The sequence below is a fragment of the Pseudomonas sp. Emmai genome (assembly GCF_055179735.1).
The window spans coordinates 5,265,421-5,289,164 of record NZ_CM143685.1; the positions used below are offsets into that span (position 1 = coordinate 5,265,421).

At 59.9% G+C, this 23,744-nt stretch carries 25 protein-coding genes; 16 read left to right on the forward strand and 9 right to left on the reverse strand.

Annotation, left to right across the window (positions count from 1 at the left end):
- Positions 1-13: 13 nt before the first annotated feature.
- Together ACY4LX_RS24120 and ppnP are read left to right on the forward strand one after the other, a co-directional pair.
- The gene (locus tag ACY4LX_RS24120; RefSeq protein WP_149661812.1) at positions 14-556 is read left to right on the forward strand and encodes a 3'-5' exonuclease; all 543 of its coding nucleotides are present in this window, start codon (positions 14-16) and stop codon (positions 554-556) included.
- Positions 557-625: 69 nt separating this feature from the next.
- The gene (gene ppnP / locus ACY4LX_RS24125; protein ID WP_463258066.1) at positions 626-910 is read left to right on the forward strand and encodes a pyrimidine/purine nucleoside phosphorylase; all 285 of its coding nucleotides are present in this window, start codon (positions 626-628) and stop codon (positions 908-910) included.
- 73 nt (positions 911-983) lie between these two features.
- Here the strand turns inward: ppnP and ACY4LX_RS24130 are convergent, their stop codons facing one another.
- Both ACY4LX_RS24130 and ACY4LX_RS24135 read right to left on the reverse strand, forming a co-directional pair.
- On the reverse strand, positions 984-1,790 hold the full coding sequence (locus tag ACY4LX_RS24130; protein WP_463258067.1) for an MOSC domain-containing protein: 807 nt from the start codon (positions 1,788-1,790) through the stop codon (positions 984-986).
- 91 nt (positions 1,791-1,881) lie between these two features.
- Entirely contained in the window at positions 1,882-2,817 is a 936-nt protein-coding gene (locus ACY4LX_RS24135; protein ID WP_133838221.1) for a chemotaxis protein CheV, read from the reverse strand.
- Between the two features lie 441 nt (positions 2,818-3,258).
- Here ACY4LX_RS24135 and ACY4LX_RS24140 point away from each other — a divergent pair, with 441 nt between their 5' ends.
- The 3 genes from ACY4LX_RS24140 (at position 3,259) to ACY4LX_RS24150 (ending at position 5,791) form a co-directional block, all read left to right on the forward strand.
- A complete protein-coding gene (locus ACY4LX_RS24140; RefSeq protein WP_149661815.1) occupies positions 3,259-3,729 on the forward strand; it encodes a hypothetical protein in 471 nt (156 codons plus the stop codon).
- A gap of 512 nt (positions 3,730-4,241) precedes the next feature.
- The gene (locus ACY4LX_RS24145; protein ID WP_149661822.1) at positions 4,242-5,135 is read left to right on the forward strand and encodes a sensor histidine kinase; all 894 of its coding nucleotides are present in this window, start codon (positions 4,242-4,244) and stop codon (positions 5,133-5,135) included.
- Positions 5,132-5,791, forward strand: a complete 660-nt coding sequence (locus tag ACY4LX_RS24150; protein WP_463258068.1) for a response regulator — start codon at positions 5,132-5,134, stop codon at positions 5,789-5,791. Before ACY4LX_RS24145 ends, ACY4LX_RS24150 begins: the two co-directional genes overlap by 4 nt.
- On the opposite strand, the gene yegS is transcribed toward ACY4LX_RS24150, so the two are convergent.
- Positions 5,775-6,692 carry a lipid kinase YegS gene (gene yegS / locus ACY4LX_RS24155; RefSeq protein WP_463260643.1) on the reverse strand — a complete coding sequence of 306 codons (918 nt, stop codon included), beginning with the start codon at positions 6,690-6,692 and terminating at the stop codon, positions 5,775-5,777. The two genes, ACY4LX_RS24150 and yegS, sit on opposite strands and share 17 nt — an antisense overlap.
- 234 nt (positions 6,693-6,926) lie before the next feature.
- Here yegS and ACY4LX_RS24160 point away from each other — a divergent pair, with 234 nt between their 5' ends.
- Positions 6,927-7,193 carry a hypothetical protein gene (locus ACY4LX_RS24160; protein ID WP_256672403.1) on the forward strand — a complete coding sequence of 89 codons (267 nt, stop codon included), beginning with the start codon at positions 6,927-6,929 and terminating at the stop codon, positions 7,191-7,193.
- A gap of 64 nt (positions 7,194-7,257) precedes the next feature.
- Here ACY4LX_RS24160 and ACY4LX_RS24165 read toward each other — a convergent pair whose 3' ends face one another.
- Both ACY4LX_RS24165 and moaB read right to left on the reverse strand, forming a co-directional pair.
- Positions 7,258-8,445, reverse strand: coding sequence for a molybdopterin molybdotransferase MoeA (locus ACY4LX_RS24165; protein ID WP_463260644.1), 1,188 nt, complete (start codon positions 8,443-8,445; stop codon positions 7,258-7,260).
- Positions 8,446-8,467: 22 nt separating this feature from the next.
- Positions 8,468-9,007, reverse strand: coding sequence for a molybdenum cofactor biosynthesis protein B (gene moaB, locus ACY4LX_RS24170; RefSeq protein WP_133838225.1), 540 nt, complete (start codon positions 9,005-9,007; stop codon positions 8,468-8,470).
- Between the two features lie 81 nt (positions 9,008-9,088).
- Between moaB and mobA the strand changes: the two genes are divergently transcribed.
- Complete coding sequence (mobA, locus tag ACY4LX_RS24175; RefSeq protein ID WP_463258069.1) at positions 9,089-9,691, forward strand: molybdenum cofactor guanylyltransferase MobA; 603 nt, start codon at positions 9,089-9,091, stop codon at positions 9,689-9,691.
- A gap of 77 nt (positions 9,692-9,768) precedes the next feature.
- On the forward strand, positions 9,769-9,990 hold the full coding sequence (locus tag ACY4LX_RS24180; protein ID WP_133838227.1) for a YgdI/YgdR family lipoprotein: 222 nt from the start codon (positions 9,769-9,771) through the stop codon (positions 9,988-9,990).
- A gap of 79 nt (positions 9,991-10,069) precedes the next feature.
- Here ACY4LX_RS24180 and ACY4LX_RS24185 read toward each other — a convergent pair whose 3' ends face one another.
- The 3 genes from ACY4LX_RS24185 to ACY4LX_RS24195 form a co-directional block, all read right to left on the reverse strand.
- Positions 10,070-10,960 (reverse strand): pseudouridine synthase, encoded by an 891-nt coding sequence (locus tag ACY4LX_RS24185; RefSeq protein ID WP_463258070.1) that lies wholly within the window; start codon positions 10,958-10,960, stop codon positions 10,070-10,072.
- A gap of 72 nt (positions 10,961-11,032) precedes the next feature.
- Positions 11,033-11,353, reverse strand: a complete 321-nt coding sequence (locus ACY4LX_RS24190; protein WP_463258071.1) for a transcriptional regulator — start codon at positions 11,351-11,353, stop codon at positions 11,033-11,035.
- A gap of 151 nt (positions 11,354-11,504) precedes the next feature.
- Positions 11,505-11,741 (reverse strand): glutaredoxin family protein, encoded by a 237-nt coding sequence (locus tag ACY4LX_RS24195; RefSeq protein WP_463258072.1) that lies wholly within the window; start codon positions 11,739-11,741, stop codon positions 11,505-11,507.
- Between the two features lie 214 nt (positions 11,742-11,955).
- Between ACY4LX_RS24195 and ACY4LX_RS24200 the strand changes: the two genes are divergently transcribed.
- Positions 11,956-13,668: a cation:proton antiporter gene (locus tag ACY4LX_RS24200; RefSeq protein ID WP_463258073.1), complete on the forward strand. Its 1,713-nt coding sequence runs from the start codon at positions 11,956-11,958 to the stop codon at positions 13,666-13,668.
- On the opposite strand, the gene ACY4LX_RS24205 is transcribed toward ACY4LX_RS24200, so the two are convergent.
- A complete protein-coding gene (locus ACY4LX_RS24205) occupies positions 13,665-14,873 on the reverse strand; it encodes an ammonium transporter (protein WP_463258074.1) in 1,209 nt (402 codons plus the stop codon). The two genes, ACY4LX_RS24200 and ACY4LX_RS24205, sit on opposite strands and share 4 nt — an antisense overlap.
- 305 nt (positions 14,874-15,178) lie before the next feature.
- Here ACY4LX_RS24205 and ACY4LX_RS24210 point away from each other — a divergent pair, with 305 nt between their 5' ends.
- The 7 genes from ACY4LX_RS24210 to ACY4LX_RS24240 all read left to right on the forward strand — a co-directional run bounded on the left by ACY4LX_RS24210 (position 15,179) and on the right by ACY4LX_RS24240 (position 23,696).
- Positions 15,179-15,493 (forward strand): ElaB/YgaM/YqjD family protein, encoded by a 315-nt coding sequence (locus ACY4LX_RS24210; protein ID WP_133838233.1) that lies wholly within the window; start codon positions 15,179-15,181, stop codon positions 15,491-15,493.
- Between the two features lies 1 nt (position 15,494).
- The gene (locus tag ACY4LX_RS24215; RefSeq protein ID WP_133838234.1) at positions 15,495-15,884 is read left to right on the forward strand and encodes a phage holin family protein; all 390 of its coding nucleotides are present in this window, start codon (positions 15,495-15,497) and stop codon (positions 15,882-15,884) included.
- On the forward strand, positions 15,881-16,222 hold the full coding sequence (locus tag ACY4LX_RS24220; protein WP_463258075.1) for a hypothetical protein: 342 nt from the start codon (positions 15,881-15,883) through the stop codon (positions 16,220-16,222). The genes ACY4LX_RS24215 and ACY4LX_RS24220 overlap by 4 nt, the downstream gene beginning before the upstream one ends.
- Before the next feature lie 125 nt (positions 16,223-16,347).
- A complete protein-coding gene (locus ACY4LX_RS24225) occupies positions 16,348-17,511 on the forward strand; it encodes an EAL domain-containing protein (RefSeq protein ID WP_463258076.1) in 1,164 nt (387 codons plus the stop codon).
- Between the two features lie 69 nt (positions 17,512-17,580).
- Positions 17,581-18,912 (forward strand): deoxyguanosinetriphosphate triphosphohydrolase, encoded by a 1,332-nt coding sequence (locus tag ACY4LX_RS24230; protein ID WP_149660146.1) that lies wholly within the window; start codon positions 17,581-17,583, stop codon positions 18,910-18,912.
- A 504-nt stretch (positions 18,913-19,416) separates the two neighbouring features.
- On the forward strand, positions 19,417-20,043 hold the full coding sequence (locus ACY4LX_RS24235) for a response regulator transcription factor (protein WP_123510288.1): 627 nt from the start codon (positions 19,417-19,419) through the stop codon (positions 20,041-20,043).
- A gap of 8 nt (positions 20,044-20,051) precedes the next feature.
- Complete coding sequence (locus ACY4LX_RS24240; protein ID WP_463258077.1) at positions 20,052-23,696, forward strand: transporter substrate-binding domain-containing protein; 3,645 nt, start codon at positions 20,052-20,054, stop codon at positions 23,694-23,696.
- Positions 23,697-23,744 lie beyond the last annotated feature (48 nt).

The window sequence follows — 23,744 nt, forward strand, 5'->3', positions numbered from 1 at the left end:
CAGGAACCCTGCGATGCCTCACTGGTTGGTCATTGATCTGGAAGCCACCACCGATGAGGGCGGCTGGCCAGTTACAGAAATGGAAATCATCGAAATCGGTGCCACCCTGGTGGACCGAAAAGGTCGAGAGCTGGACCAGTTCCAGCGCTTCGTACGCCCGACGCGCCGGCCTTTGTTGACGCCGTTTTGTCGGGAGCTGACTCACATCACCCAGGCCAATATCGACACCGCGCAGCCACTGACCGAGGTCTGGCCGGCGTTCGAGCGCTGGCTCGGCCAGCATCACTCGCGCCTGGAAGGCTGGGCCAGTTGGGGCGATTACGATCGCAAGCAACTGCTACAGGAATGGCAACGCCTGCAACTCGACAGCTTCCTGAGCCAGGTGCCGCACATGAACCTCAAGCAGCGTTTCGCCAAGGCCCGGCGGCTGGAGCGTCCGCTGGGTCTCAACGGCGCGCTGCAACTGGCGGGCATGCAATTCAATGGGCAACAGCATCGGGCGCTGGAAGATGCGCGCAATACCGCGCGGCTACTACCGCTGGTGCTGCCCCTCTAGGAAGGTGACGGCGCCAGGGGTGTTGTGCATACTGGCCGGCCCTTTTCAGCCCTTTTCGAGGAATCGCCCATGTTTAAAGTCAACGAATACTTCGACGGCACCGTCAAGTCGATCGCTTTCGGCACCGCTGAAGGTCCGGCGACCATCGGCGTCATGGCACCGGGCGAATACGAATTCGGTACCAGCCAGCGTGAAATCATGCACGTGGTCACCGGTACCCTGAGCGTCAAACTGCCGGACAGCAGCGACTGGGAAACCTTCGCCGCCGGCAGCCAGTTCAACGTGCCCGCCAACAGCAAGTTCCAGTTGAAAGTCGCCGTCGACACCGCTTACCTGTGCGAATACCGCGGCTAAACCCCTGGGTTTTCACAGCGACAAAAAAAATGCCCGTGTCCAACGACACGGGCATTTTTCATTCACGGGGCGGCTATTCGAGGATCGTCACCGGCATGCCGACTTCCAGTCGACCGTTGCTGTCGTTGACCAGGTTCTGGCCGAACATCGCCCCGTCCGCCTCGGCCCGATACTTCTGCAGCGTGGCCAGGGGCTCGCGATCATCACTACGGGTGCCGGTCTGCGGGTCGATGGTGGTCAGGATGCACCGTGAGCACGACTTGACCACCCGGAACTCGACATCACCGATGCGGATGCGCTTCCAGCCATCCTCGGCGTAGGCCTCGCTGCCCTCAATGACCAGATTTGGCCGGAAGCGCAGCATTTCCAATGGACGCCCGACTTTTTGCGACAAGTCTTCCAGTGACGCCTGGCCGATCAGCAACAACGGAAAACCATCGGCGAAGGCCACCTGATCGTCGTCCTTGCCGTAGCCGGCCTGGGTGGTGCGCGCGCGATCCAGCGGCACTTGCACCAGCCGTGTCGGTTTGCCGATGAACTCACTGACCCAGGCCCCCGCCACGTCGCCGGCATCGGGCACGCGCAAGGTGTCGCGCCAAATGGTCACGCCGCGCAGTTCGGCGTCGCTGCCGGGCAAGGCGATATCGATCGGTGAATGGCCTGGGGCGTTGAGGGTCAGACCGCCGTCGGTATTCCATAGCGCCGACAACTGGCTCATCTGCGCCACCGCGCGTTGGGTCAGGAAGCGCCCGCTGGCCTCGTCCACCAGCATCCAGCGTCGATCTCCGTCCAGGCCCAGTTTGTCGAGGCTGACCTGTTGCAGGGTCTCACCCTTGCCGGATTTCAACGGATAACGATAAAGCGCGCTCAGACGCAGCATGGCCAGCTCCCTGGTGGGCAAAAAACGCCACCCTATACGAGCTTGATCGCCGAATCAAAGGCTGACGCGATGTCAGCCTTTGGCGTCGGGATCAGGCCGGCACTTCGTCGAGCATCAGGCGCTGGCGCACCACGTCGACGAGTTTGTCTGGCTGGAACTTGGAGAGGAAGTTGTCGCAGCCGACCTTTTTCACCATCGAGTCGTTGAAGCTGCCGGACAGCGAGGTGTGCAGGACCACATACAGACCGCGCAGACGCGGGTCGTTGCGGATCTCGGTGGTCAGGCGGTAGCCATCCATTTCCGGCATTTCGGCGTCGGTGAAGATCATCAGCAACTTGTCGGTCATGACCACGCCGGTATCGGCCCAGGCCTTGAGCATGTTCAGTGCCTTGAGGCCGTCGCTGGCGATGTGCATCTTCACGCCCAACTGGCCGAGGGTGTCGCGCAATTGCGAGAGCGCCACGTTGGAGTCGTCCACCAGCAGCACTTCACGGCCACGGGCTCGTTCCAGCACCGGATCATCCAGTTTTTCCTTGGAGACCTTGGCGTTGTACGGGACGATTTCAGCGAGGACTTTTTCCACGTCGATGATTTCCACCAACTGGTCATCGACCTTGCTGATGGCGGTCAGATAGTGCTGGCGACCGGCGCTGGTCGGCGGCGGCAGGATGGCTTCCCAGTTCATGTTGACGATGCGGTCCACGCCACCGACCAGGAACGCCTGCACCGAGCGGTTGTATTCGGTGACGATAATGGTACTGGTGGGGCTTGGCACCAACGGACGCATGCCGATGGCCTGGGACAGGTCGATCACGGGCAGCGTCTGGCCACGCAGATTGACCACACCGCAGACAAACGGATGGCGCTGGGGCATCAAGGTCAGTTTCGGCAGTTGCAGCACTTCCTGGACTTTAAATACGTTGATTGCGAACAATTGCCGCCCGGCCAGCCGGAACATGAGAATTTCCAGGCGATTCTCACCCACCAGTTGCGTGCGTTGGTCTACCGTGTCGAGAATGCCGGCCATCAATGACTCCTGGGCTTGTTCTGATGAATTCACTAAAGAGGGTTATCGGCTGTTATTGCTAGAGCTTGACCCCCAGACAAAATGCCACGTCCAGGCATTGATGCCACATTAACATCATGCTTTACTGGCCTCGCGATTTCATCTGCTTCATCCCCTGCCGCGCGACCTCGGTTTGCACGTTAGGTTCCCCTGCGTAAGGGATTCCCCTAGTAACAATCAGGCCCAACCTGATATTCGCAATATCCAATAGCCATTAATGTGACGCCATTCTCATTGCATGAACGGAGTCAGGCTTTTGTGTGCGATCGCAGGTCAGTGGCCCCCCACCCTCTCGAGTTATCCAGCGCACGCAATAGCGAGGCGGAGCATGCTCGGGCGACAACTCGTGATCTTCGACACACACGACATTCCCTCATCAGCCATGACGTGGTGGAAATAAGTATGCCGAACGACCATAAAGAGGGGGCTCAACGCCTTCCCGAGTTTCTCGTCGAGGCTGAAACACTCCTGGCCAAGTCCGAGGAATGCCTCAGTCATCTGCAACTGATCAGCAATGATACGGACGCCATCGACTGCATGCTCAGCAGCCTGCTCAAGCTGGCGAACAAGGCCGATGCCCTGGCGCTGGAGGCAGTCTCGGAGTTTTCGCTGCACATCCATGGCTTGTTGAACCATGCCCAACACCACATGGCCCTGCACGAGCAGGCCCTTGAGGCGTTGAAAGACTGCTTTACGCTGATGGCCTGGCAACTCGAACTGATCGATCCTGCAACCGGCCAGTTGAGCCTCGATGACAGCGAGCAGGCGTTGCTGATCGAAGCCTTTGCCTTTCAGGTCGGACAAAGCCGCTTTCAGCCACCGGCCCACGCCAAGCCGCTCACCCTCGTGGCATTTTCGGAACGGCAGGCTTAGATTTGCCGGGGCGCTCTACGACGCCTGGTTCTCGTATTGCCCAGCCCCGACTCGTAACTAGAATGCCCATGTCGCAATTGAATAGTTCATACCTGCCAGCGACAGCTGAATAAACACAATTAATCTAGTTGTGCGCGGACTGTCTGTTCCGAGCGCAGGTAATGCAGGACTTTAAAAATAAATCCCGGGCGTGCTCACTATATTCGAGAGGCAAGAAACCAATCTTTTTCCATTATGGAACCATCGTCCAGATAACGTAATTCCTGACTGTCTGGACATATATACCAAACGCGACCAACGGTATCTTAAGTGGTATTATGCCGGCCATTAGTTGGCTTCAAATAATGGCACTGTGATTCAAGACGAGAGCAGCCCGCTAACTTCATGGCTGGATTTCGTCCTCTGGTTTGCCCCATTGAAGTTGGTGATTCACCCTACAGTTTTTCAGACAGAGACCCGTCAGCCATCATGGCCGGTCTGCCCGCAGCGAACATCCATTGGCTCCATCTGCTATGTACGCCAGCCTCAAGTCAATTACCACGTGGCCCCCTTCCCGAGAAAACGCGCGCCGGTTCACGCTGTTGCTGTGCACCTGCTCGGCGCTTGGCAGCTTGTTGGTCTATGGCTTTTCCACTCGCCTGCCGGCAAGCCTGCTGTTCCTCAACATGGCCGCACTGGCCTGTGTCTGGGTCGGGCATCGCCTGTCGCGCAAATCGATCAAGTTTCAACCTCAAGAACTGGCCGACCGCCTCCTGCAAGTACAGGAGAACGAACGTCATCGGCTCAGCCGCGAGTTGCACGACGACATCGGTCAGTTGCTGACGGCGGCAAAACTGCAAAGCGAATGGCTCAAGCGCCGCCTGCCCGACGAGTTGCAGGGCCAATGCTCGGTGCTCTGTGAAACCCTGGAAGAAACCCTGACCAAGGTGCGTGACGTCTCGGCCATTCTCAACCCCCGGCAGTTGACCAGTCTCGGGCTGGAAGCCAGCCTGCGGGCACATTTGCTCAAGACGCTGGCCAATACCTCGGTGCACTGGAGCCTGGAATGCCACCAGCGCCTGACCGGCATCCCGGAAGAAATGGCCGTGGCCGCGTTTCGGATTACCCAGGAAGCGGTGACCAATATTCTGCGCCATGCCGACGCCAGGAACCTGCTGGTGCGCGTGCAGCGCCTGCCTCAGGGCCTGACACTGCTGATCAGCGACGACGGCCTGGGCTTTGCGCCCGCGGCCAACCCCGGGCGCGAAGGGCAACGCGGCATGGCCGGGATGTCGGAACGGATCGAACAATTGGGCGGGACCTTGGCCGTGACCAGCGAGCCGGGCAAAGGCACTCAAATCGAAGCACTTTTCCCCTGGGCGCCCCGTGCGCTCGAGCGGGCCAGTACGAATAAGGTTATGCGTTGACTTGTAACTTACTTCTGGTGGATGACCACTCGCTTATCCGGGCAGGCGTACGCGCTCTGGTGCTGGATATTCCCGGCTACGCAGTCGTCGGCGAGGCCAATGACGGCTCGCAACTGCTGGAGATGGTCGAGCAACTGTCCCCGGACATCGTCCTGCTGGACATTTCCATGAAGGAAACCGGCGGCCTCGAAGCCTTGCAGCGCCTCAAAAAGGTACGCCCGCAAAGCAAGGTGCTGATCCTGTCGATGCACACCGACCCGGCGCTGATCATGCAGGCGCTGGAATCCGGTGCCCATGGTTACTTGCTCAAAGACACCACGGCCACCGAACTCGAACACGCCCTGGACGCCTTGCGCAACAACGAACGTTACCTGAGCCCGGCGATTGCCCACACGGTGATCAACCAGGCGCTGACCCGCACCCAGAAAAACCAGGCGCCGGCCCCGGACACCCACAACCTAACGGCACGCCAGTTGGAAATCCTGCGGTTGATCGTTCGTGGCAAATCCACCCGGGAAATCGCCAACGGCCTGGGCCTGAGCATCAAGACCGTCGAAACCCACCGTTCGCAAATCATGAAACGCTTGCAGATCTACGACGTGGCCGGCCTGGTGCTGTTCGCCGTGCGTGAACAGATCATCAGCCTGGACGATTGACGGTCCGGGATGAACCCAGCAACGGCGAGTTTGGCGGCAAGTGCACGCGCAAGGCCCCCGGACGCGCCTCGAAACGCAGGTTGTCACCCTCCAGGGGTTCACCATCGAGGTTGATGTGCAGGCCTTCCGACACCTTGATCTCGACCCACGGCAAACGCGCTCGCACAAACATGTTGTCGATGCCGAAGCCCTCGGTCAGCAGGTTTTTCAAGGTGCCGACCACCTCCTGCGGTGCCGGCAGAATGCTGATATCCAGCAATCCATCGTCCGCCAGCGCCTGCGGGCACAACACACGGCCGCCACCGGCCTGTCGACCATTGCCGATACCCAACGCCAACAGCTCGCCACGCCAGTGAAAGTCCGGCCCCTGCAATTCGCCATAGGCCGCGTGCAATTCGCTGAAGCGTGATAAACCGGTGAACAGGTACGCCGCGCCCCCCAGGATTTTTTTCAGGTCTTCCGAGGTATTGGCCGTGACGTTACTGCCAAAACCGCCCGTGGCCATATTCAGAAACACTTGTCCGCCGACCTCGCCCAGATCAATCGGCACCGCCGCGCTGTCCAGTAGCTCCAGAGCCTGGGCAGGCTCCAGGGGAATGCCCGCGGCACGCGCGAAATCGTTGGCAGTGCCCAAAGGCAGCAGCACCAGGCTGGCCTCGTTCGGATGCGCTGCCATGGCTTCGGCGATATCGCGCAACGTGCCGTCACCGCCACCGGCAATCAGTTGCCGATACCCCGCCGCCAGTGCTTCATCCACCAGGCGCCGGGCATCGCCGGCCTCCCAGGTCACCCGAACGGCCAGTTCCCACCCCTGCTTGCGCTTGCTTTCAACCGCCGCGCGGACTTCCTCGTTGAGTGCCTGCTTGCCATGCAGAATCAACAGCGCCTTGCGCTCATCCATTGCGATCACTCCCATGATTGGCATCCGTATGGGAGATGTTGACCACACAGATACGCAAAAAAGTCAGCTGAACTTCAATAAATTCAAAGCCACAGCGTCTTGCGTCCTACAGAGCGGTATTTTTTCTTACAAACTGTGAGGAATCGGCTCAATTGACCGACTCGGGTGATTGGTACACCGTGGGGCCCTGCGGTATCAATCATGAAATTACAAACACACAAGGATGTGCACGCAATGAATGCAAACGCCCTAAGGGCTCATCAGGCAGAGTTCAAAAACGGCGCAAAAGCCGCTGGAGAAGTTGATATGGAACCTCGCGTCGTCGAACTGGAGACACACCTCAAATACATCCGTCGGGACATGGACGAAGTGCGTGGCGACGTCAAATCCATCAAGCACCGACTGGCCTACTCTGCCGGCGCAATCGGTGTGATCCTGGGACTTCTGGGGTGGATCGCCAACAGCCGGTTTGAACAGGTTGTGACGCTTCTGTCGCAATAAGGCGAGGGTGGACGCAAGGCCCGGCTTGATCAACCGGGCTTGCAGGGTCAGTCGATGGCAGGCATCAGCTCAAGACTTCACTCAAGGGAATGAAGCTGACCTGATCGCCCTCGACCAGGGTGCGGCCTTCCAGGACCTCCACAAGGCCTTCGGCCCAAGCGGCGCTGCGCAATACACCAGAACTCTGATTCCGGTAAATGGTGGCCCTACCCTGTTCGAGACGCCCACGCAGGTACTCGCGTCGATTGCCAGCCTTGGGCCAGACGAACCCTGCCGGCACCTGGAATTTCAGCGGCTCGACGTCCTGGACACCTTGGCGCCGCAAGAGATAAGGCCGGGCCAGCAACGCGAAGGCCACCAGCGTCGACGCCGGGTTACCCGGCAAACCGATCACCGGCACGCCCCGGAAATGCCCGAATGTCAGCGGCTTGCCGGGTTTGATGGCGAGCTTCCACAGGCTCAGCTCTCCCTCCTCTCGCAAGGCAATACCGAGGAAGTCGGCTTCGCCCACTGACACACCGCCAGTGGACAGGATCAGGTCGACATCAGTCAGTTCACCCAAGCGAGCGCGAGTCACCGCCAGGTCATCCACCAGGATGCCGGCATCAATCACCTCGCAGCCCAAGCGCTGCAACCAGCTGCACAGCAAGACACGGTTACTGTTGTAGATCTGCCCAGGCCCCAAGGCCTGGCCGGGTTCGATCAGTTCATCGCCGGTGGACAGCACTGCTACACGCACTTTGCGCACGACATCCAGCTCGGCACATCCCAGGGAGGCCGCCAGCCCCTGCTCGATAGGCCCCAGACGCGTGCCGGCCGTCAGGACCAACTCACCGACTGTGGTTTCCTGGCCTTGAGGTCGAATGTTCTGGCCAGGGGTGATGATTTCGGTAAACACCACACGCTCATTCGCCTGGACTTCGGCGTTCTCCTGCATTTCGACACAGTCAGCGCCCTCAGGCACCGGCGCACCGGTGAAGATTCGCGCACAGGTCCCTGGCTGCAAGGGTTGCGGTGCCTGGCCAGCGAAAATCTTCTGACTGACCACCAACGGTTCACCGGTCCAGTCGGCCACGCGCAATGCATAGCCGTCCATGGCACTGTTGGGCCAGGGCGGCAGGTCGAGTGTCGAGACCAGATCCTGCGCCAGTACGCGCCCCTGAACCTGCGCCAACGGCAAGCGTTCCCGCTCGCGAATCGGCGCCGCTTCGGCCATTTCCAGCAAGCGCGCCAGCGCCACCTCGACAGGCATCAAGCTGCCGGTCTTGCCGGGCTTACCCGCGGGATTCACAGGGTGCCGCCTGTTTCAGGTGAGGGACGAAATTGCACGGACGGTGCCGCGAATCCAGCTGCTCGGCGAGAATCCCATCCCAACCGGTACGCACCGCGTTGGTCGAACCCGGCAAGCAGCACACCAGCGTGCCGTTGGCCAAACCGGCGAGTGCGCGGGACTGCACCGTCGAGGTGCCGATGTCGGCCACGGAAATCTGCCGGAACAGCTCGCCAAAGCCATCGACCTGCTTATCCAGCAGGCAGCTCACCGCTTCCGGCGTGCTGTCGCGGCCGGTGAACCCGGTGCCGCCGGTGATCAACACCACCTGCACCACATCGTCGGCAATCCAGGTGGCGACTTGCGCGCGAATTTTGTAGAGGTCATCTTTAAGCAACACCCGCGCCGCCAGGTTATGACCGGCAGCGCCCAGGCGGTCGACAAAGACCTGGCCGGAGGTGTCGGTTTCCAGGGTCCGGGTGTCACTGACAGTCAGTACCGCGATGTTGAGCGGTGCGAAAGGTACATCAGCCTTGGCTTTCATAGGCTCGTCCAGTTGTAGGGGAAACAGCCCGGTGTTATATCACAGCGCCTCAATTTTTCGCCGCCCCCATGGAGAGCTGCCATGACTTCGAATACTGCGCTACCCCCCTGTTCAATTCTGCTCCTGGCGGGCGGGCGCGGCCAGCGTATGGGCGGCCAGGACAAGGGGCTGATTGAGTGGCACGGCGAACCGCTGATTGCGCACCTGCATCGCAAGACCCGCGCGCTGAGCGATGACCTGATCATCTCCTGCAACCGAAACCAGGACACCTACGCGCCTTACGCCGACCAACTGGTGGTTGACGATCACGCCGGTTTTCCCGGCCCCCTGGCGGGTATCCGGGCCGGCCTGAAGGCTGCCCGTCATGCTCACCTGCTGGTCCTGCCCTGCGATGTGCCGCGCATCGATGCCGCCCTGCTTCAAGACATGCGCGAAACCGCCGCCCAGCATCCGGATAAGCCGCTAATGCTGCGCCACGGCGATCATTGGGAACCGCTGCTCTGCGTTATCCCCGTGGCCCTTTCGCAGGCGTTCGAAAATGCCTGGGACGAGGGTGAACGCAGTCCGGGCCGAATCATGCGGCAGCTGGGCGCCACAGCCCTGCAATGCCCCGACAATGACCCTCGCCTGGCCAACCTGAACACACCGGAACTGTTAAGTGCACACCACAGTGTGTCAGACTGACACGAGAAGGAACTTGCACGCGTTGCATACGTCTACAAGCTCAGTAACCAAAAGAATTCATATTCGGAGATACACTCATGACTCAACGGACCCTCGCCACTTTCATGCTCGCACTGGGCCTCGCTACCCTCGCCGGTTGCGCATCGCCAACAGTGATCACCTTGAATGACGGTCGTGAAATCCAGGCCGTCGACCAGCCTAAATACGATGAAGAGTCGGGTTTCTACGAATTCGAACAGCTGGACGGCAAGCACACCCGTGTCAACAAGGATCAGGTGCGTACCGTTAAGGATCTGTAATCCTTGCGGTGGTAACCGGATACAAAAAAGCCCGCTGATTGCGGGCTTTTTCATGGCTGGAGAAAAGTATGGTGCGCTATCACCACTGCAAGGTGATGCTGCTCTCGAAGCTACGCTCCTGACCAGTCACCGGGTCGACAAAACGTAGCCCCTGGGCCAGCAGCTTCAACGGATTGGCGTAGTCATCCTCGACATCCTTGAGCACCTGCGGATAGAACGGATCATTGCAGATACTGGCGCCCAACGCCGTCATGTGCACCCGCAACTGGTGCTTCTTGCCGGTCAGCGGGTAGAGCCCGTAACGCCAGAGATCGCCGTTTTTCTCCCTGACCTCGACCGCCGTCTCGGTGTTGCTGACGCCCGCCCCTTCCTGCATGCGAAAGAACGGCTCGCCATCCACCAGTCGGCTTTTATGGACTAACGGAAAGGACAATTCCGGCAATGCCCGGGCAATGGCCTCGTAGCGCTTCTCGATCTGCCGCGTCGGAAACAGCGACTGATACGCCGAACGCGTCTGAGGGTTGGCGGAAAACAGCACCAGCCCCGCCGTATGCCGGTCGATGCGATGCAAAGGCACCAGATGCGGGTTGTCCAACCGGCGGATCAGCCGCCGCAGCAGGGTTTGCTCAACGTATTCGCCAGCAGGCGTCACGGGCAGGAAGTGCGGTTTGTCCGCAACCACCAGGTGCTCATCGGCGTACAGGATCGTCTCGATCACCGGGATCGGCTTTTCGTCCGGCACCTCGCGAAAATAGTGAATCCTCAGGCCTTCCTTGTACGGCAGGTCAATGGCGATTGGCAGGCCCTGGCCGTCGAGGACCCGACCACGCGCGATCCGGTCCAGCCATTGCTCACGACCGATAGCGCGAAAATGTTCGCACAGGCAATCGAGTACGGTCTGCCACGAGCCGGGCGGCAGGTAGAGGGTGCTGGCCTGGCTGTGTGCAGCGCAAAACGATGAAGTGGACATACGAAAAGCTCTAACCCTCAATGCAGGGCGGCATTATCCAACAGTGGCCAGCACGAACCTAGCGCAGAATCCTCACGCCGGTATCGACTGTGCCCGCGCAGCCGCTTCGGTGAACTCCTTGAGCCAGCGCAACACATCCACCGCTTCCCAGCGGCCGGGATCGTAAAGCGCATACATCAAGCCCTGGTAACCCACGACATCCAGTTGCCGGTGATACCCCGCGCGCTGGAACAACGCCTCGATTTCGGCAAAACAGGTATTGAAGTGCAGCTTGTTGAAAGGGGTTTTACCTTCGGTGACCAGGCCATCCAGGCGCAGTTCGATCACTGCCTCGCGCACCACGTCGATCGACATCCGGTTCACGCTGCTCTTCAATTGTTCGACATTGACCACGATTCATCCCTCTGACTAGCGGGATCACCTGGCCAATTCCGAAATAGGAGGATGCGAGGCAGGCAATCCGAATAACTGTATGCACGTACAGTAACCGAATAACCGGTTTTTCGCCAATGGACGAACACAACGCCGCGACGGGCGGGAAGACTTAGCGCAAGAACGCCACAACCTGCTCGGCATCGAAAGGCCAATCGAGTTCAGCCCCGGTATCCAGGCGCCGCAACACCGGGATACGCAACCCGTACTCATCGACCCAGGCTTCGTTTTCCGCGATATCGACCAACTCCACCATCAAACCGTGCTCGACCAAGGGCATCAGTTCTTCTTCGGCCACTTCACAAAGATGGCAACCCAGGGTGCTGAACAGCTGACATTCAGGAGGCATGACAAACAAACTCGTTCAAGTAAGGGTTCATTCTAGGCCCACCATCGCCGCCGAGCCAATGAGCGCAAGCCCTGCAGACGCCCGTCAGTAAAATTTCAAAAAATTTCGGCAATTTCCTGATGCATATCATTTGCCCTGAATCCCGTCTGCGCGATGCTCTGGTCTTTTTTTGCCTCTACGCTTGGGTTGCCCGCACCCGTCACCGGAGTTTTTTGTGTTTGCCAATCTGTTGATCATCCTCGCCTCCTCCCTGGTGGTCATTGCCCTGTTTCGGCGCCTGCGTTTGCCGCCGGTGCTGGGCTACCTCTGCGTGGGCCTGATGGTCGGGCCCTCGGCACTCGACTGGGTCAACAAAAGCGACGAATTGCCGGATCTCGCGGAGTTGGGCGTGGTGTTTTTGCTGTTCTCCCTGGGGCTGGAGTTTTCCCTGTCGAAAATGATCGCGCTACGCCGGGTGGTATTCGGACTTGGCAGCCTGCAAGTGTTGATTTCCGGGCTGCTGCTGGGGATCTTGCTAATGCTGTTCGGCATGTCGGTCACCCCGGCCTTGCTGCTCGGTGCCGGTCTGGCGTTGTCGTCCACGGCCATCGTCAGCAAGGAGCTGGGCAGCCTGGGGGAAATTTTCAGCAGCCACGGCCAGAATGCCATCGGCGTATTGCTGTTCCAGGACGTGGTGGCGGTGTTGTTGCTGACCCTGGTGCCGGTGTTCGCCGGCAGCAGCGAACAAGCCTGGTATTGGGCGCTGCCCCTGACCCTGGCCAAGACCGCGCTGTTGTTCGTCGGCCTGCTGCTGGCCAGTCGCTGGTTGCTGCCCCGGCTGTTCCACGAAGTCGCCGCCTCCCGCTCCGCAGAACTGTTCGTACTGCTGGCGTTGGTGATTGTGCTGCTGACCGCCTGGCTGACCCACCTGCTCGGCCTCTCCCCTGCCCTCGGCGCCTTCCTCGCCGGCATGCTGCTGGGGGAAAGCCATTACCGGCATCAGATCGAGGCCGATATCCGGCCATTCCGCGACATCCTGCTTGGGTTGTTTTTCGTCAGTATCGGCATGCTGATCGACTTGCAGCTGTTTGCCAGCCACGGCGTGCTCATCCTCGGCTTGACCCTCGGGTTGCTGCTGATCAAGGGCAGCGTGGTGGCGCTGCTGGTCAAATGGCGCGGCAGCGATGGCGAGACCGCCTGGCGCAGCGGCCTGGCATTGGCTCAGGGCGGCGAGTTCTGCTTTGCCTTGATGGCCCAGATGCAGCAGAACAAGATAATGCCCGCCGACCTCGGCGCACTGCTGCTGGCAGCGACCTTCTGCTCAATGCTGGTCACGCCATTGTTGCTGCGCGCCGCACCGCGGATCGCCGCCAGCCTGCACCGCAAGCCCAACGAAGAAGCCAAGCTCGAAGAAATCAGCGCACTCAACGCCGGCCTGCACGGCCATGTGGTGATTTGCGGTTACGGGCGCGTGGGGCAATCCATCGGACGGTTCCTGCACAACGCGCAACAAACCTACATCGCCCTGGACAATGATCCCGTGCGGGTTCAGGAAGCCGCCGCCGGTGAAAGCAGCGTGCATTACGGCGACTCACGGCGCGGCGAACTGCTGGCCGCCGTCGGGCTGGAACGCGCCCGGTTGCTGGTGATCGCGGTGGACCAGACCGACATCGCGCTGCTGATCCTCAAGGAAGCGCGCCGATTCAACCCAAGCGTGCCGATCCTGGTGCGCACCCGGGACGACAGTCAGTGGGCCGAATTGAAAGCAGCCGGCGCCAATGAAGTGGTGCCGGAGTTGCTGGAGTCGAGCCTGATGCTCGCCTCCCATGCGCTGATCATGCTCGGCTTGCCCGCGCATCAGGTCCAGGAGCGGGTCGATCAGGTCCGGCATGACCGCTACAGCCTGCTGCACCGGTTTTACCCCGGTGCTGAAGATGTAGAAAACTAGTCCTGGCTCACGGCGCCGATCTTGTGCACCGACAAGTCCGCGCCGTAATACTCTTCTTCCTGGCTCAGGCGTAAACCATGGAATGCCTTGATCGTGCCATACACCGCAAAGCCACCGGCGAGCGCCACGATCACGCCCAGCGAGGTGCCGATCAACTGACTGATCAGACTCACACCGCCCAAGCCGCCAAGCGCCGTCTGACCGAAAATGCCGCAAGCAATCCCGCCCCACACGCCACACAAACCATGCAACGGCCACACACCCAGCACATCGTCGATGTGCCATTTGCCTTGAGCGGCGGTAAAGCACCAGACGAACAACGCCCCGGCGATCGCACCGGTCAGCAGCGCGCCCACCGGGTGCATCAGGTCGGAACCGGCGCAGATCGCCACCAGCCCGGCCAACGGGCCGTTATGCAGGAAGCCCGGGTCATTGCGCCCGACGATCAACGCCGCCACGGTGCCGCCGACCATGGCCATCAACGAGTTCACCGCCACCAGGCCGCTGACGCCTTGCAGCGTCTGCGCGCTCATGACGTTAAAGCCGAACCAGCCGACGATCAGAATCCACGAACCCAAGGCCAGGAACGGAATGCTCGACGGCGCGAACGCCACCAGTCGACCGTCGCGATAGCGCCCCTGGCGTGGCCCGAGCAACAGCACCGCCGCCAACGCCAGCCAGCCGCCCATGGCGTGGACCACCACGGAGCCGGCGAAGTCATGGAAACTGGCGCCAAAACGCTCCAGCAACCAGGCCTGCACACCGAAGTTGCCGTTCCAGATCATGCCCTCGAAAAACGGGTAGATGAACGCCACGATCAATGCGGTCGCGCACAACTGCGGAACGAAGCGTGCACGTTCGGCAATGCCGCCGGAAATGATCGCCGGGATCGCCGCCGCGAAGGTCAGCAGAAAGAAGAACTTCACCAACGCGTAACCGTGATCGGCATTGATCACTGCCGCCGGGTGCATGAAAGTGACGCCGTAGGAAATCCAGTAGCCTATAAAGAAATACGCGAGGGTCGAAATGGCGAAGTCGCTGAGGATCTTCGACAAGGCATTGACCTGGTTCTTTTGTCGAACCGTGCCGACTTCCAGAAACGCAAACCCGGCGTGCATGGCCAGCACCATGACTGCACCGATCAAAATGAACAACGTATTGGAGCTATGGACCAGACTGTCCACAGCGCTTTGCAGATTTTCCATGGGGTTGGCAGACCTGAAGGCTAAAAAGCACCAAAGCAGTTCGCGCAGGCAATCCATGCACCAATTTGCGACGCATTGGAACCAACGCATTAATTCCAATGAACCGCTTTGGCGCACAAGGTCACGACCTTTGCGCGGGTTTTGATTATTTGAGTTATGGTTTTGCTCAAATCACGCCCGGCAACAGCGCAACGGCGCGGGCTGACGCACCATGACATAGCAAAAGTTGTACCAGTCATTTGTACTGAACCTTCACCCAAGGCTCATACTCGAACGCATCAGAAGCCACTTACGGAGATCCACCCATGGCCAGCATCAAGGCAAAGACTGCTCAAGAAATCCTGATGAACGATTTTCAAACCCTGGTCAGCGACACCGAACGGTTGCTGGAACACACCAAATCCATCGCCGGTGATCAGGCCGATGAATTGCGTGACCAGATCCACGACAGCCTCCTGCGTGCCCGGGAAACCTTGAAACTGACTGAAGACTCCCTGCGCCAGCGCGGCCAGGCAGCCGTCACCGCGACCGAAGATTACGTCCAGGCCAACCCATGGCAATCGGTCGGGATCGCCGCGGGCGTGGGCTTCCTGATTGGCCTGCTGGCCACGCGGCGCTGATATGTCTATCGGCGAATCCGGCCCGTCCGCGACGGGCACAAGCGCTTCCTCGCGGCGGCTGGGTGCGGCATTTCTAGGGTTGCTGCACAGCCATGTCGAGTTGTTCGGCATCGAATTGCAGGAACAGAAAGCCCGCACCGTCAGCCTGTTGCTGTTTGCAGGCCTGGCGCTGGTGTTTGCCTTGCTGTTGCTGGTGGGGTTGTCGACGCTGGTGTTGATCCTGTTCTGGGACACCTATCGCCTGGCTGCGATCATCGGGCTGTGCGTGTTCTACACCCTGGCTGCGATTTTTTGCGGGATGCGGCTCAAAGCGGCCGTGTTCGATGAGTCCTCGCCCTTCCACGGTACTTTGGAAGAATTGGCCAACGACCGGGAGCGCCTGCTGCCATGAGCCTGCCCCAATTGCCTCACAACAGTTCGCGCACGGAAATGCGCAAGGCGCTGATCCGCTTGCGCATGGAAATGCACCGCCAGGAAATCCGCCAGGAATCCCGGCAACTGCTGCAACCCTTGCAGCGGGTGCGCGGGATGACGCAAAACCTGCAAGACGGTTTCGGCATCAAGCACGCTCCGCTCTGGGGCATGGCCGCCGTAACCCTGCTCGGTTTTCTGACCGGCAAGGGTACCAAAAGCGGCGGCGTCAGCAGCGTGACGCGCCTGGTTCAGTTGGGCACCAGCCTCGGTCCGCTGATCAAACTGGTGATGCAGGGTTCCTCGCGTAAACCCTGATCACCCGTTATCTGGCTGCATTCTTGCAATAACACCGGGATGAACCTCTTTATCGAGGGGTTCCATCCTGCGTGCCTACCCGGCACCGGGTCTATCCAAAAACAAGACCTTACTAAGGAGGCCTCGTGATCGACGGGCAACCGCTCGCCTGCTTTCAGCCGTTCATTGATACCGCCACCGGCCGTATCGCCGGCGTCGAGGCACTGGGTCGACTGCGCCAGGCCGATGGTCAATTAACCTCGGTAGGGCCGCTGTTCGCCGACCCGCGAACTCCCGCCATTGCCCTGCGGCGCCTCGATCGGCAGATCCGTGATAACGCCCTGAGCCGTTTGCACGAAGCCCCTGCGGAATGGTTTCTGAGCCTGAACATGTCGCCGCGCTGGATCAGCCGCTTACGCCCGGACCAGGCGCTGCCGAGTCTCAAGCAACTGGCCAAGCATGGGGTCGACCCACAACGCATCGTCTTCGAGATCACCGAACTGGGCGGCGACAGCCAACGCCTGGCCGACGTCGTGGTGCGCTACCGCCAGGCCGGCGCACGGATCGCGATCGATGACTTCGGCGCCGGGTATTCGCAACTCGATCGCGTGCTGGCCCTGCAACCGGACATTCTCAAGCTCGACATGCGCCTGTTTCAAGCCGCCGCCCTGGGCGGACCGAGCAGCGAAGTGGTCAAGGCCCTGGCGCTGATGGCCGAGAAAACCGGGTGCTGGATCATTGCTGAAGGGGTGGAAACCGAAGCCCAGCTGAATTTCGCCCTGGAGTGCGGTTCGCGCTATGTGCAGGGTTTCCTGTTCGCCCGGGCGCAAACCGATTTCTTTGCCACCGACGCCTTCGTCGAACAGTTCGCGCAACTGCGCCAACGCTACGTGCAGCGCAAACTGATTGAACGCGGGCAATTGATGGTCATGCGCCGGCAACTCACCGAACTGATGGCGATCCTGCAACACTGGGCCCAGACCCGCGCGCCCCTCAGCGCCCTGCCACAGCTGGATGCTTTCCCCTGGTTGTTGCGCTTCTACCAATGCGACCGCCACGGCACGCAACTGACACCCAACCTGGAATGGCGCAACAACGCCTGGGAAGCCGATAACCGCTACCTGGGCCACAACTGGTCATGGCGGCCGTACTTCTATCACCTGTTGGCCGAGGGTTGGGATGAGCGACGGCTGACCCTTTCCACGACCTATCGCGATGCCACCAGCAACCAGTATTGCCTCACCGCCGGACAGTTTTTCGATAATGGCGAGCGCCTGCTGCTCATCGATATCGACGCCGCCGGGCTGTAGTTCTGCTTGCAGGCCTTGATGCGAGACAGGACACTGGCCCCATCAGTCCCTTGACGGAGAGAACCAGCCTTGGATTGGCAAACCCTGCTTACTCGCGAACGCCTCGGAAAGCCTGTGCACAGCCCGGAAGAACTCGGCCGCAGCCCTTTCCACAAAGACCACGACCGCATCATTTTCTCCGGTGCGTTCCGCCGCCTGGGGCGCAAGACCCAGGTCCATCCGGTGTCCAGCAACGATCATATCCACACGCGCCTGACCCACTCGCTGGAAGTCAGTTGTGTCGGCCGCTCCTTAGGCATGCGCGTCGGCGAAACCATCCGCAGCGCCCTGCCCGACTGGTGCGACCCGAGCGACCTGGGCATGGTCGTGCAATCGGCCTGCCTGGCCCATGACATCGGCAATCCACCGTTCGGTCACTCTGGTGAAGATGCGATCCGTCACTGGTTCCAGCAAGCCGCCGGGCGGGGCTGGCTCGATGGCATGAGCGAGGTCGAACGCAATGACTTCCTCAACTTCGAAGGCAACGCCCAGGGCTTTCGCGTGCTCACGCAGCTGGAATATCACCAGTTCGACGGCGGCACCCGACTGACTTACGCCACCCTCGGCACGTATTTGAAATACCCCTGGACCGCCAAGCACGCCGATTCCCTGGGCTACAAAAAGCACAAGTTCGGCTGCTACCAGAGCGAACTGCCGCTGCTGGAACAGATCGCGCACAAGCTCGGCCTGCCACAACTGGAAGACCAGCGCTGGGCGCGTCATCCGTTGGTGTACCTGATGGAAGCCGCCGATGACATCTGCTACGCGCTGATCGATCTTGAAGACGGCCTGGAGATGGACCTGCTGGAGTACGCCGAAGTCGAGTCCCTGCTGCTGGACCTGGTGGGTGATGATATTCCGCAGACCTATCGCCAGCTCGGCGCGCAGGATTCGCGTCGGCGCAAACTGGCGATCCTGCGCGGCAAAGCCATCGAACACCTGACCAACGCCGCCGCCCGCGCCTTTGTCGAGCAACAGGACGCGTTGCTGGCCGGCACGCTGCCCGGCGATCTGGTGGAGCACATGCACGGCCCGGCCAAGCGATGCGTGCTGAATGCCAAGGACATGGCGCGTAAAAAGATCTTCCAGGACAAGCGCAAGACGCTGCATGAAATCGGCGCCTACACCACGCTGGAAATCCTGCTCAACGCCTTCTGCGGCGCGGCGCTGGAACAGCACAACGGGCGCTCGCCGTCCTTCAAGAGCCGCCGGGTGTTGGACCTGTTGGGTAACAACGCGCCCGATCCCCACGGCCCGTTGCATACCTCGTTTCTGCGCATGATTGATTTCATCGCCGGCATGACCGACAGCTATGCCAGTGAGATGGCCCAGGAAATGACTGGCCGCTCGATCCACGGATAAAAACCTCAAGATCAGCCGTGTCAGACGCTTCTGACCGGCTGATTGAAGGCGCTCGCCCTTCAACGCCCTTTCAACAGCCGCTGAATCTCCCTACGCGCCGCGCTGAGCTGACTGATCGAATACCCGGCCGGCTCGCGCAATCATCAGGCGCTCACTGCTGGCGGCGTATTCCATTCAATGCAAACCCCACTGTTCGACTTCGACTTGCACATCCTGCTGGTGGAAGACCACCCCTTTCAGTTGCGGGAAAAACGCGCGATTTTCTGATACGTCTCATACGCAATCAACTACTGCGCATTACTTACATACCAACCCTAATCAATTTCCGATTACACAATCAGAACTTTCACATTCCTTATGCAAAACCCAGTTTATACGTAGCCCCATTCTTTTTCATTTGTAGGAAAAGTCCTATATTGCCGCTACAGCCCCGTCCGTTCATGCGCCCTCACAATTAACTGAGCTAAGGTGCGCGCTTTATTCGCGCACGTATGGGACTTGATTATGAACTCCGTTTTTATTGTCGACGATCACCCCGTCATCCGCCTTGCCGTGCGGATGCTGTTGGAGCATGAGGGTTATAAAGTCGTGGGCGAAACCGATAATGGGGTCGATGCCATGCAGATGGTTCGTGAATGCATGCCCGACTTGATCATTCTTGACATCAGCATCCCCAAACTGGATGGACTGGAAGTTCTCGCCCGTTTCAATGCCATGAGCACACCGCTGAAAACCCTGGTGCTGACCGCGCAATGCCCGACACTGTTCGGCATTCGCTGCATGCAATCCGGTGCCTCGGGGTATGTGTGCAAACAGGAAGACCTCAGCGAACTGATGAGCGCCATCAAGGCCGTATTGTCAGGTTATAACTACTTCCCCAGCCAAGCCTTGAATCCCGTACGCCCGGATGATGTGCGTTATGCCGAACTTGAACTATTCAAATCCGTCAACGATCGGGAATTGATGGTCTTGCAACTCTTCGCTCAAGGACGCACCAATAAGGAAATCGCCAAAGGCATGTTCCTGAGTAACAAGACAGTCAGTACTTACAAGAAACGCCTCATGCAAAAACTCAAGGCCAAATCCCTGGTAGCACTCATCGAGATGGCAAAACGTAACGCGTTAGTGTGAGAGACAGGATGCCCAGTCGCCTAAAGGACTATCTAATAACATTGAGTGCAGGTTTATGCCTGAGCGCCTCAGTTTGTGCAGCACCCACCGCCTTCGAGAACTACTCCCTGCTCAGCCGCTCAACGGGTGGACACCTGGAAGTCCAGCTGGATAAAACACAACGCCAATGGGCACAGAACAAACGCGAACTGATACTGGGCTCCTCCGCCCCGGACTATCCCCCTTTCGACCTGACCGTCAGTGGCCAGGACTATGAAGGTTTCACCGCTGACTATGCCGGGATCCTCGGGCAGGCCACGGGATTGCCGGTCAAGGTCCAGCGCTACGCTTCGCGCCAGGCCGCCATCAAGGCATTGCAACTGGGAGAGGTCGACCTGCTCGGCACGGCCAATGGCTTCGAAGCCCAAAACCCCGACATTGTGCTGTCTGCTCCCTATGCCGTGGATCGGCCGGTGCTGGTAACCCGCGAGGGCGAAACCCGATCGTTGACCGATGGCCTCGCCGGGCTGCGACTGAGCATGGTGTATCACTACCTGCCGCTGGAGGAAGTGAAGGCGCTGTACCCCAAGGCGCTCATCATCGACTACCCGTCCTACCAGAATGCAATCAATGCGGTGGCTTTCGACCAGGCGGACGTCTTCCTCGGCGACACCATTTCCACCCACTACATGATCAACAAGGGTTACCTGAACAACATCCGCATGGCCAACTTCGGTAAACACGAAGCACACGGTTTCAGCTTTGCGGTGCGCAAGGACAACCCGCAACTGCTGCAGATCGTCAATGCGATCCTCGCGGCCGTCCCCACCAGCGAGCGAGACAACATCGCCAAACGCTGGAGTGCCGGCAGCGACATTCTGCTCACTGATCACAAGCTGCAACTGACCGACCGTGAGCAGCAGTGGCTGGTACAGCACCCGGTGGTGCGCGTGGTGGTCAACGAAGCGTTCGCACCCCTGACGTTTTTCGACAGCGACGGCAATTTTCGTGGTGTCACCGCCGACCTCCTGGAGCTGATCAGGCTGCGTACCGGGTTGCGCTTCGAGATCCAGCGCAGCCGCGGCGACGATCAAATGATCGCGCGCATCAAAGACAATCAGGCCGACCTGATCGCCGCGCTGCTCCCCAGCGTTCAGCGTCAGACCCAGTTGAATTTCAGTCGCCCCTATCTGGAAAACTCCTTTGTGCTGGTGACCCGCAAGTCCGCCGACAGCGCGACCCACCTGGCGCAACTGCAAGGCAAACGCCTGGCCATCGCCCAGGGCAATCCGCTGATGGACTACTTGCGCAGCGAATTTCCACGGATTCACCTGATTGAAACGCCGGACACCTTTCATGCCGTGGAACTGCTCGCCGAGGGCCAGGTCGAGGGCGCCGTCAATTCATTGGTCATCGCCAACTACTTTATTTCGTCGCACATCTTTGAACACAAACTGCAGATCAGCACCACCATCGGTACCCGGCAAGCGGCGTTCTCCCTGGCCACGGCCCGGGGCGCCACGGAACTGAGTTCGATCATCGACAAAGCGCTGCTGAGCATCGCCCCGGAAGAGCTGGGCGTGATCAACAGCCGCTGGCGTGGTTACTCGGCGGCCTCGGAAAAAACCTGGAACAACTTTCACCGGGTGTTCTATCAGATCGTCGCCGCCGCCAGTTTCCTGTTGCTGATTTCCATGGCCTGGAATGCCTGGATGCGGCGCCAGATCAACCAGCGCAAAGCAGCCGAGCGGGCGCTGAACGATCAGTTCGAGTTCATGCGCTCGCTGGTCAACGGCACGCCTCACCCGATTTACGTGCGTGACCGCCAGGGGCTGCTGAAAAGCTGCAACGACAGTTACCTGGAGGCGTTCCAGGCGAAACGCGAAGATGTGATCGGCAAAAACGTCATGCAGGGCAAGATGAGCAATGCCTTCGAAGCCCGGGAATATCAGGCTGACTATCAACGGGTCGTCGCCGAAGGCACACCGTTGATCCTTGATCGCCCGCTGCACATCGGCGGCCGTCGACTGACGATCTATCACTGGATTCTCCCCTACCGTGATTCGAGCGGTGAAGTGCAAGGCGTCATCGGTGGCTGGATCGACATCAGCGAACGGCGGCAATTGTTCGACAAGCTGCGGGCCGCCAAGGAACAGGCCGATGAGGCCAACCGGGCCAAGAGCACCTTCCTGGCGACCATGAGTCACGAAATCCGCACGCCGATGAACGCGGTGATCGGCATGCTCGAGCTGACCCTCAAGCGCATGGATCAGGGGCGCCAGGAGCGTTCCGCGATCGAAACCGCGTACAGCTCGGCGAAAGACTTGCTGGCCTTGATCGGCGACATTCTGGACATTGCCCGGATCGAATCCGGGCGCCTGAGCCTGAGCCCGGAGCGGGTCAATCCGGGCGAAATCGTCGCCTCGGTGGTGCGGATTTTCGACGGGCTGGCCCGGCAGAAAAATCTGCGCCTGCTGTTGGTCTTCAATCCGCCGCAACCGCCCGTCGATGTGCTGCTCGACCCGCTGCGCTTCAAGCAGGTGCTGTCCAACCTGATCAGCAACGCGATCAAATTTACGGAGCAAGGTGAGGTCAGGATTACCGTTGACCTGCTTGCGGGTGAAGAACCCGAACGAACGCAGCTGCAAGTGCAGGTCCAGGACAGCGGGGTCGGCATCAGCGAGAAGGACCAGCAGCGCCTGTTCGAGCCCTTTGCCCAGGTCGGCAACAGCGGACAGCTGGCCCGGGGCGGCGCGGGGCTTGGGCTGGTGATCAGTCGCAGCTTGTGCGAAATGATGGGCGGCAGCCTGCAACTGCGCAGCCAGCCCGGGGTAGGCACCCAGGTCAGCATTTCACTGTACCTGCCGACGCTGCCACCCAAGCAGGTGCCGGACCGGGTCGAGCCGGCCATCCCTACCAGCGGCGCGTCCTTGAACGTGCTGGTGGTCGACGATCATCCCGCCAATCGCCTGCTCATGTGCCAGCAACTGGAATACCTGGGGCATCGGTTTACCGGCGCTGATGATGGCCGTGCGGGACTGGAAGCCTGGCAGCGCGAGCCCTTCGATCTGGTGGTGGTCGATTGCAACATGCCGATCATGAATGGCTACGACCTGGCCAGTACCATCCGCCAGCAGGAGCAGCAGGCCCAACGCTCGCCCTGCACCATCCTCGGCTTTACCGCCAATGCGCAGCCGGAGGAAATCCAGCGCTGCAAGCACGCCGGAATGAACGATTGCCTGTTCAAGCCCCTGAGCCTGACGGTATTGAGCCAATGGGTCGAAGGCATCAAGCCAGCGGTCCGTGAACAGGCATTCAATCTGGAAGGGCTGGCGCTGTTGACCGGCGGCAACCCGGAAATGGCCCGGCGCCTGCTGGACGAGCTGCTGAGCAGCAACCGCCTGGATCGCCAGGAGCTGCTGGGCTTATCCGGACTTGGGGACCGCCAGGCACTGGTGGACGTCGCGCATAAAATCAAAGGTGCGGCCCGCATCGCCCAGGCGTGCCGATTGATCGATTGTTGCCAGGCCCTTGAGCAAGCCTGCCACGACGCAGCACCCGCGGATGACATCGCCCACTGCATAAAAACCATGAACCAGGTCATGCTCGAACTGGAGCAAGCATTACTGCACCAGATACGCTGCAACGACAACGGCAAAACGGTGACGCCTTAACTATGCTTGGACGCTGAGCAGTGCGTTAATCACTATGGAGAGAACCGT

Bases quoted from the DNA above. Each gene is read 5' to 3' on its own strand.
- ACY4LX_RS24120 (WP_149661812.1), top strand. From the start codon at position 14: ATGCCTCACTGGTTGGTCATTGATCTGGAAGCCACCACCGATGAGGGC.
- ppnP (WP_463258066.1), top strand. From the start codon at position 626: ATGTTTAAAGTCAACGAATACTTCGACGGCACCGTCAAGTCGATCGCT.
- ACY4LX_RS24130 (WP_463258067.1), bottom strand. From the start codon at position 1,790: ATGCTGCGTCTGAGCGCGCTTTATCGTTATCCGTTGAAATCCGGCAAG.
- ACY4LX_RS24135 (WP_133838221.1), bottom strand. From the start codon at position 2,817: ATGGCCGGCATTCTCGACACGGTAGACCAACGCACGCAACTGGTGGGT.
- ACY4LX_RS24140 (WP_149661815.1), top strand. From the start codon at position 3,259: ATGCCGAACGACCATAAAGAGGGGGCTCAACGCCTTCCCGAGTTTCTC.
- ACY4LX_RS24145 (WP_149661822.1), top strand. From the start codon at position 4,242: ATGTACGCCAGCCTCAAGTCAATTACCACGTGGCCCCCTTCCCGAGAA.
- yegS (WP_463260643.1), bottom strand. From the start codon at position 6,692: ATGGATGAGCGCAAGGCGCTGTTGATTCTGCATGGCAAGCAGGCACTC.
- ACY4LX_RS24160 (WP_256672403.1), top strand. From the start codon at position 6,927: ATGAATGCAAACGCCCTAAGGGCTCATCAGGCAGAGTTCAAAAACGGC.
- ACY4LX_RS24165 (WP_463260644.1), bottom strand. From the start codon at position 8,445: ATGCCTGTCGAGGTGGCGCTGGCGCGCTTGCTGGAAATGGCCGAAGCG.
- moaB (WP_133838225.1), bottom strand. From the start codon at position 9,007: ATGAAAGCCAAGGCTGATGTACCTTTCGCACCGCTCAACATCGCGGTA.
- mobA (WP_463258069.1), top strand. From the start codon at position 9,089: ATGACTTCGAATACTGCGCTACCCCCCTGTTCAATTCTGCTCCTGGCG.
- ACY4LX_RS24180 (WP_133838227.1), top strand. From the start codon at position 9,769: ATGACTCAACGGACCCTCGCCACTTTCATGCTCGCACTGGGCCTCGCT.
- ACY4LX_RS24185 (WP_463258070.1), bottom strand. From the start codon at position 10,960: ATGTCCACTTCATCGTTTTGCGCTGCACACAGCCAGGCCAGCACCCTC.
- ACY4LX_RS24195 (WP_463258072.1), bottom strand. From the start codon at position 11,741: ATGCCTCCTGAATGTCAGCTGTTCAGCACCCTGGGTTGCCATCTTTGT.
- ACY4LX_RS24205 (WP_463258074.1), bottom strand. From the start codon at position 14,873: ATGGAAAATCTGCAAAGCGCTGTGGACAGTCTGGTCCATAGCTCCAAT.
- ACY4LX_RS24210 (WP_133838233.1), top strand. From the start codon at position 15,179: ATGGCCAGCATCAAGGCAAAGACTGCTCAAGAAATCCTGATGAACGAT.
- ACY4LX_RS24215 (WP_133838234.1), top strand. From the start codon at position 15,495: ATGTCTATCGGCGAATCCGGCCCGTCCGCGACGGGCACAAGCGCTTCC.
- ACY4LX_RS24220 (WP_463258075.1), top strand. From the start codon at position 15,881: ATGAGCCTGCCCCAATTGCCTCACAACAGTTCGCGCACGGAAATGCGC.
- ACY4LX_RS24235 (WP_123510288.1), top strand. From the start codon at position 19,417: ATGAACTCCGTTTTTATTGTCGACGATCACCCCGTCATCCGCCTTGCC.
- ACY4LX_RS24240 (WP_463258077.1), top strand. From the start codon at position 20,052: ATGCCCAGTCGCCTAAAGGACTATCTAATAACATTGAGTGCAGGTTTA.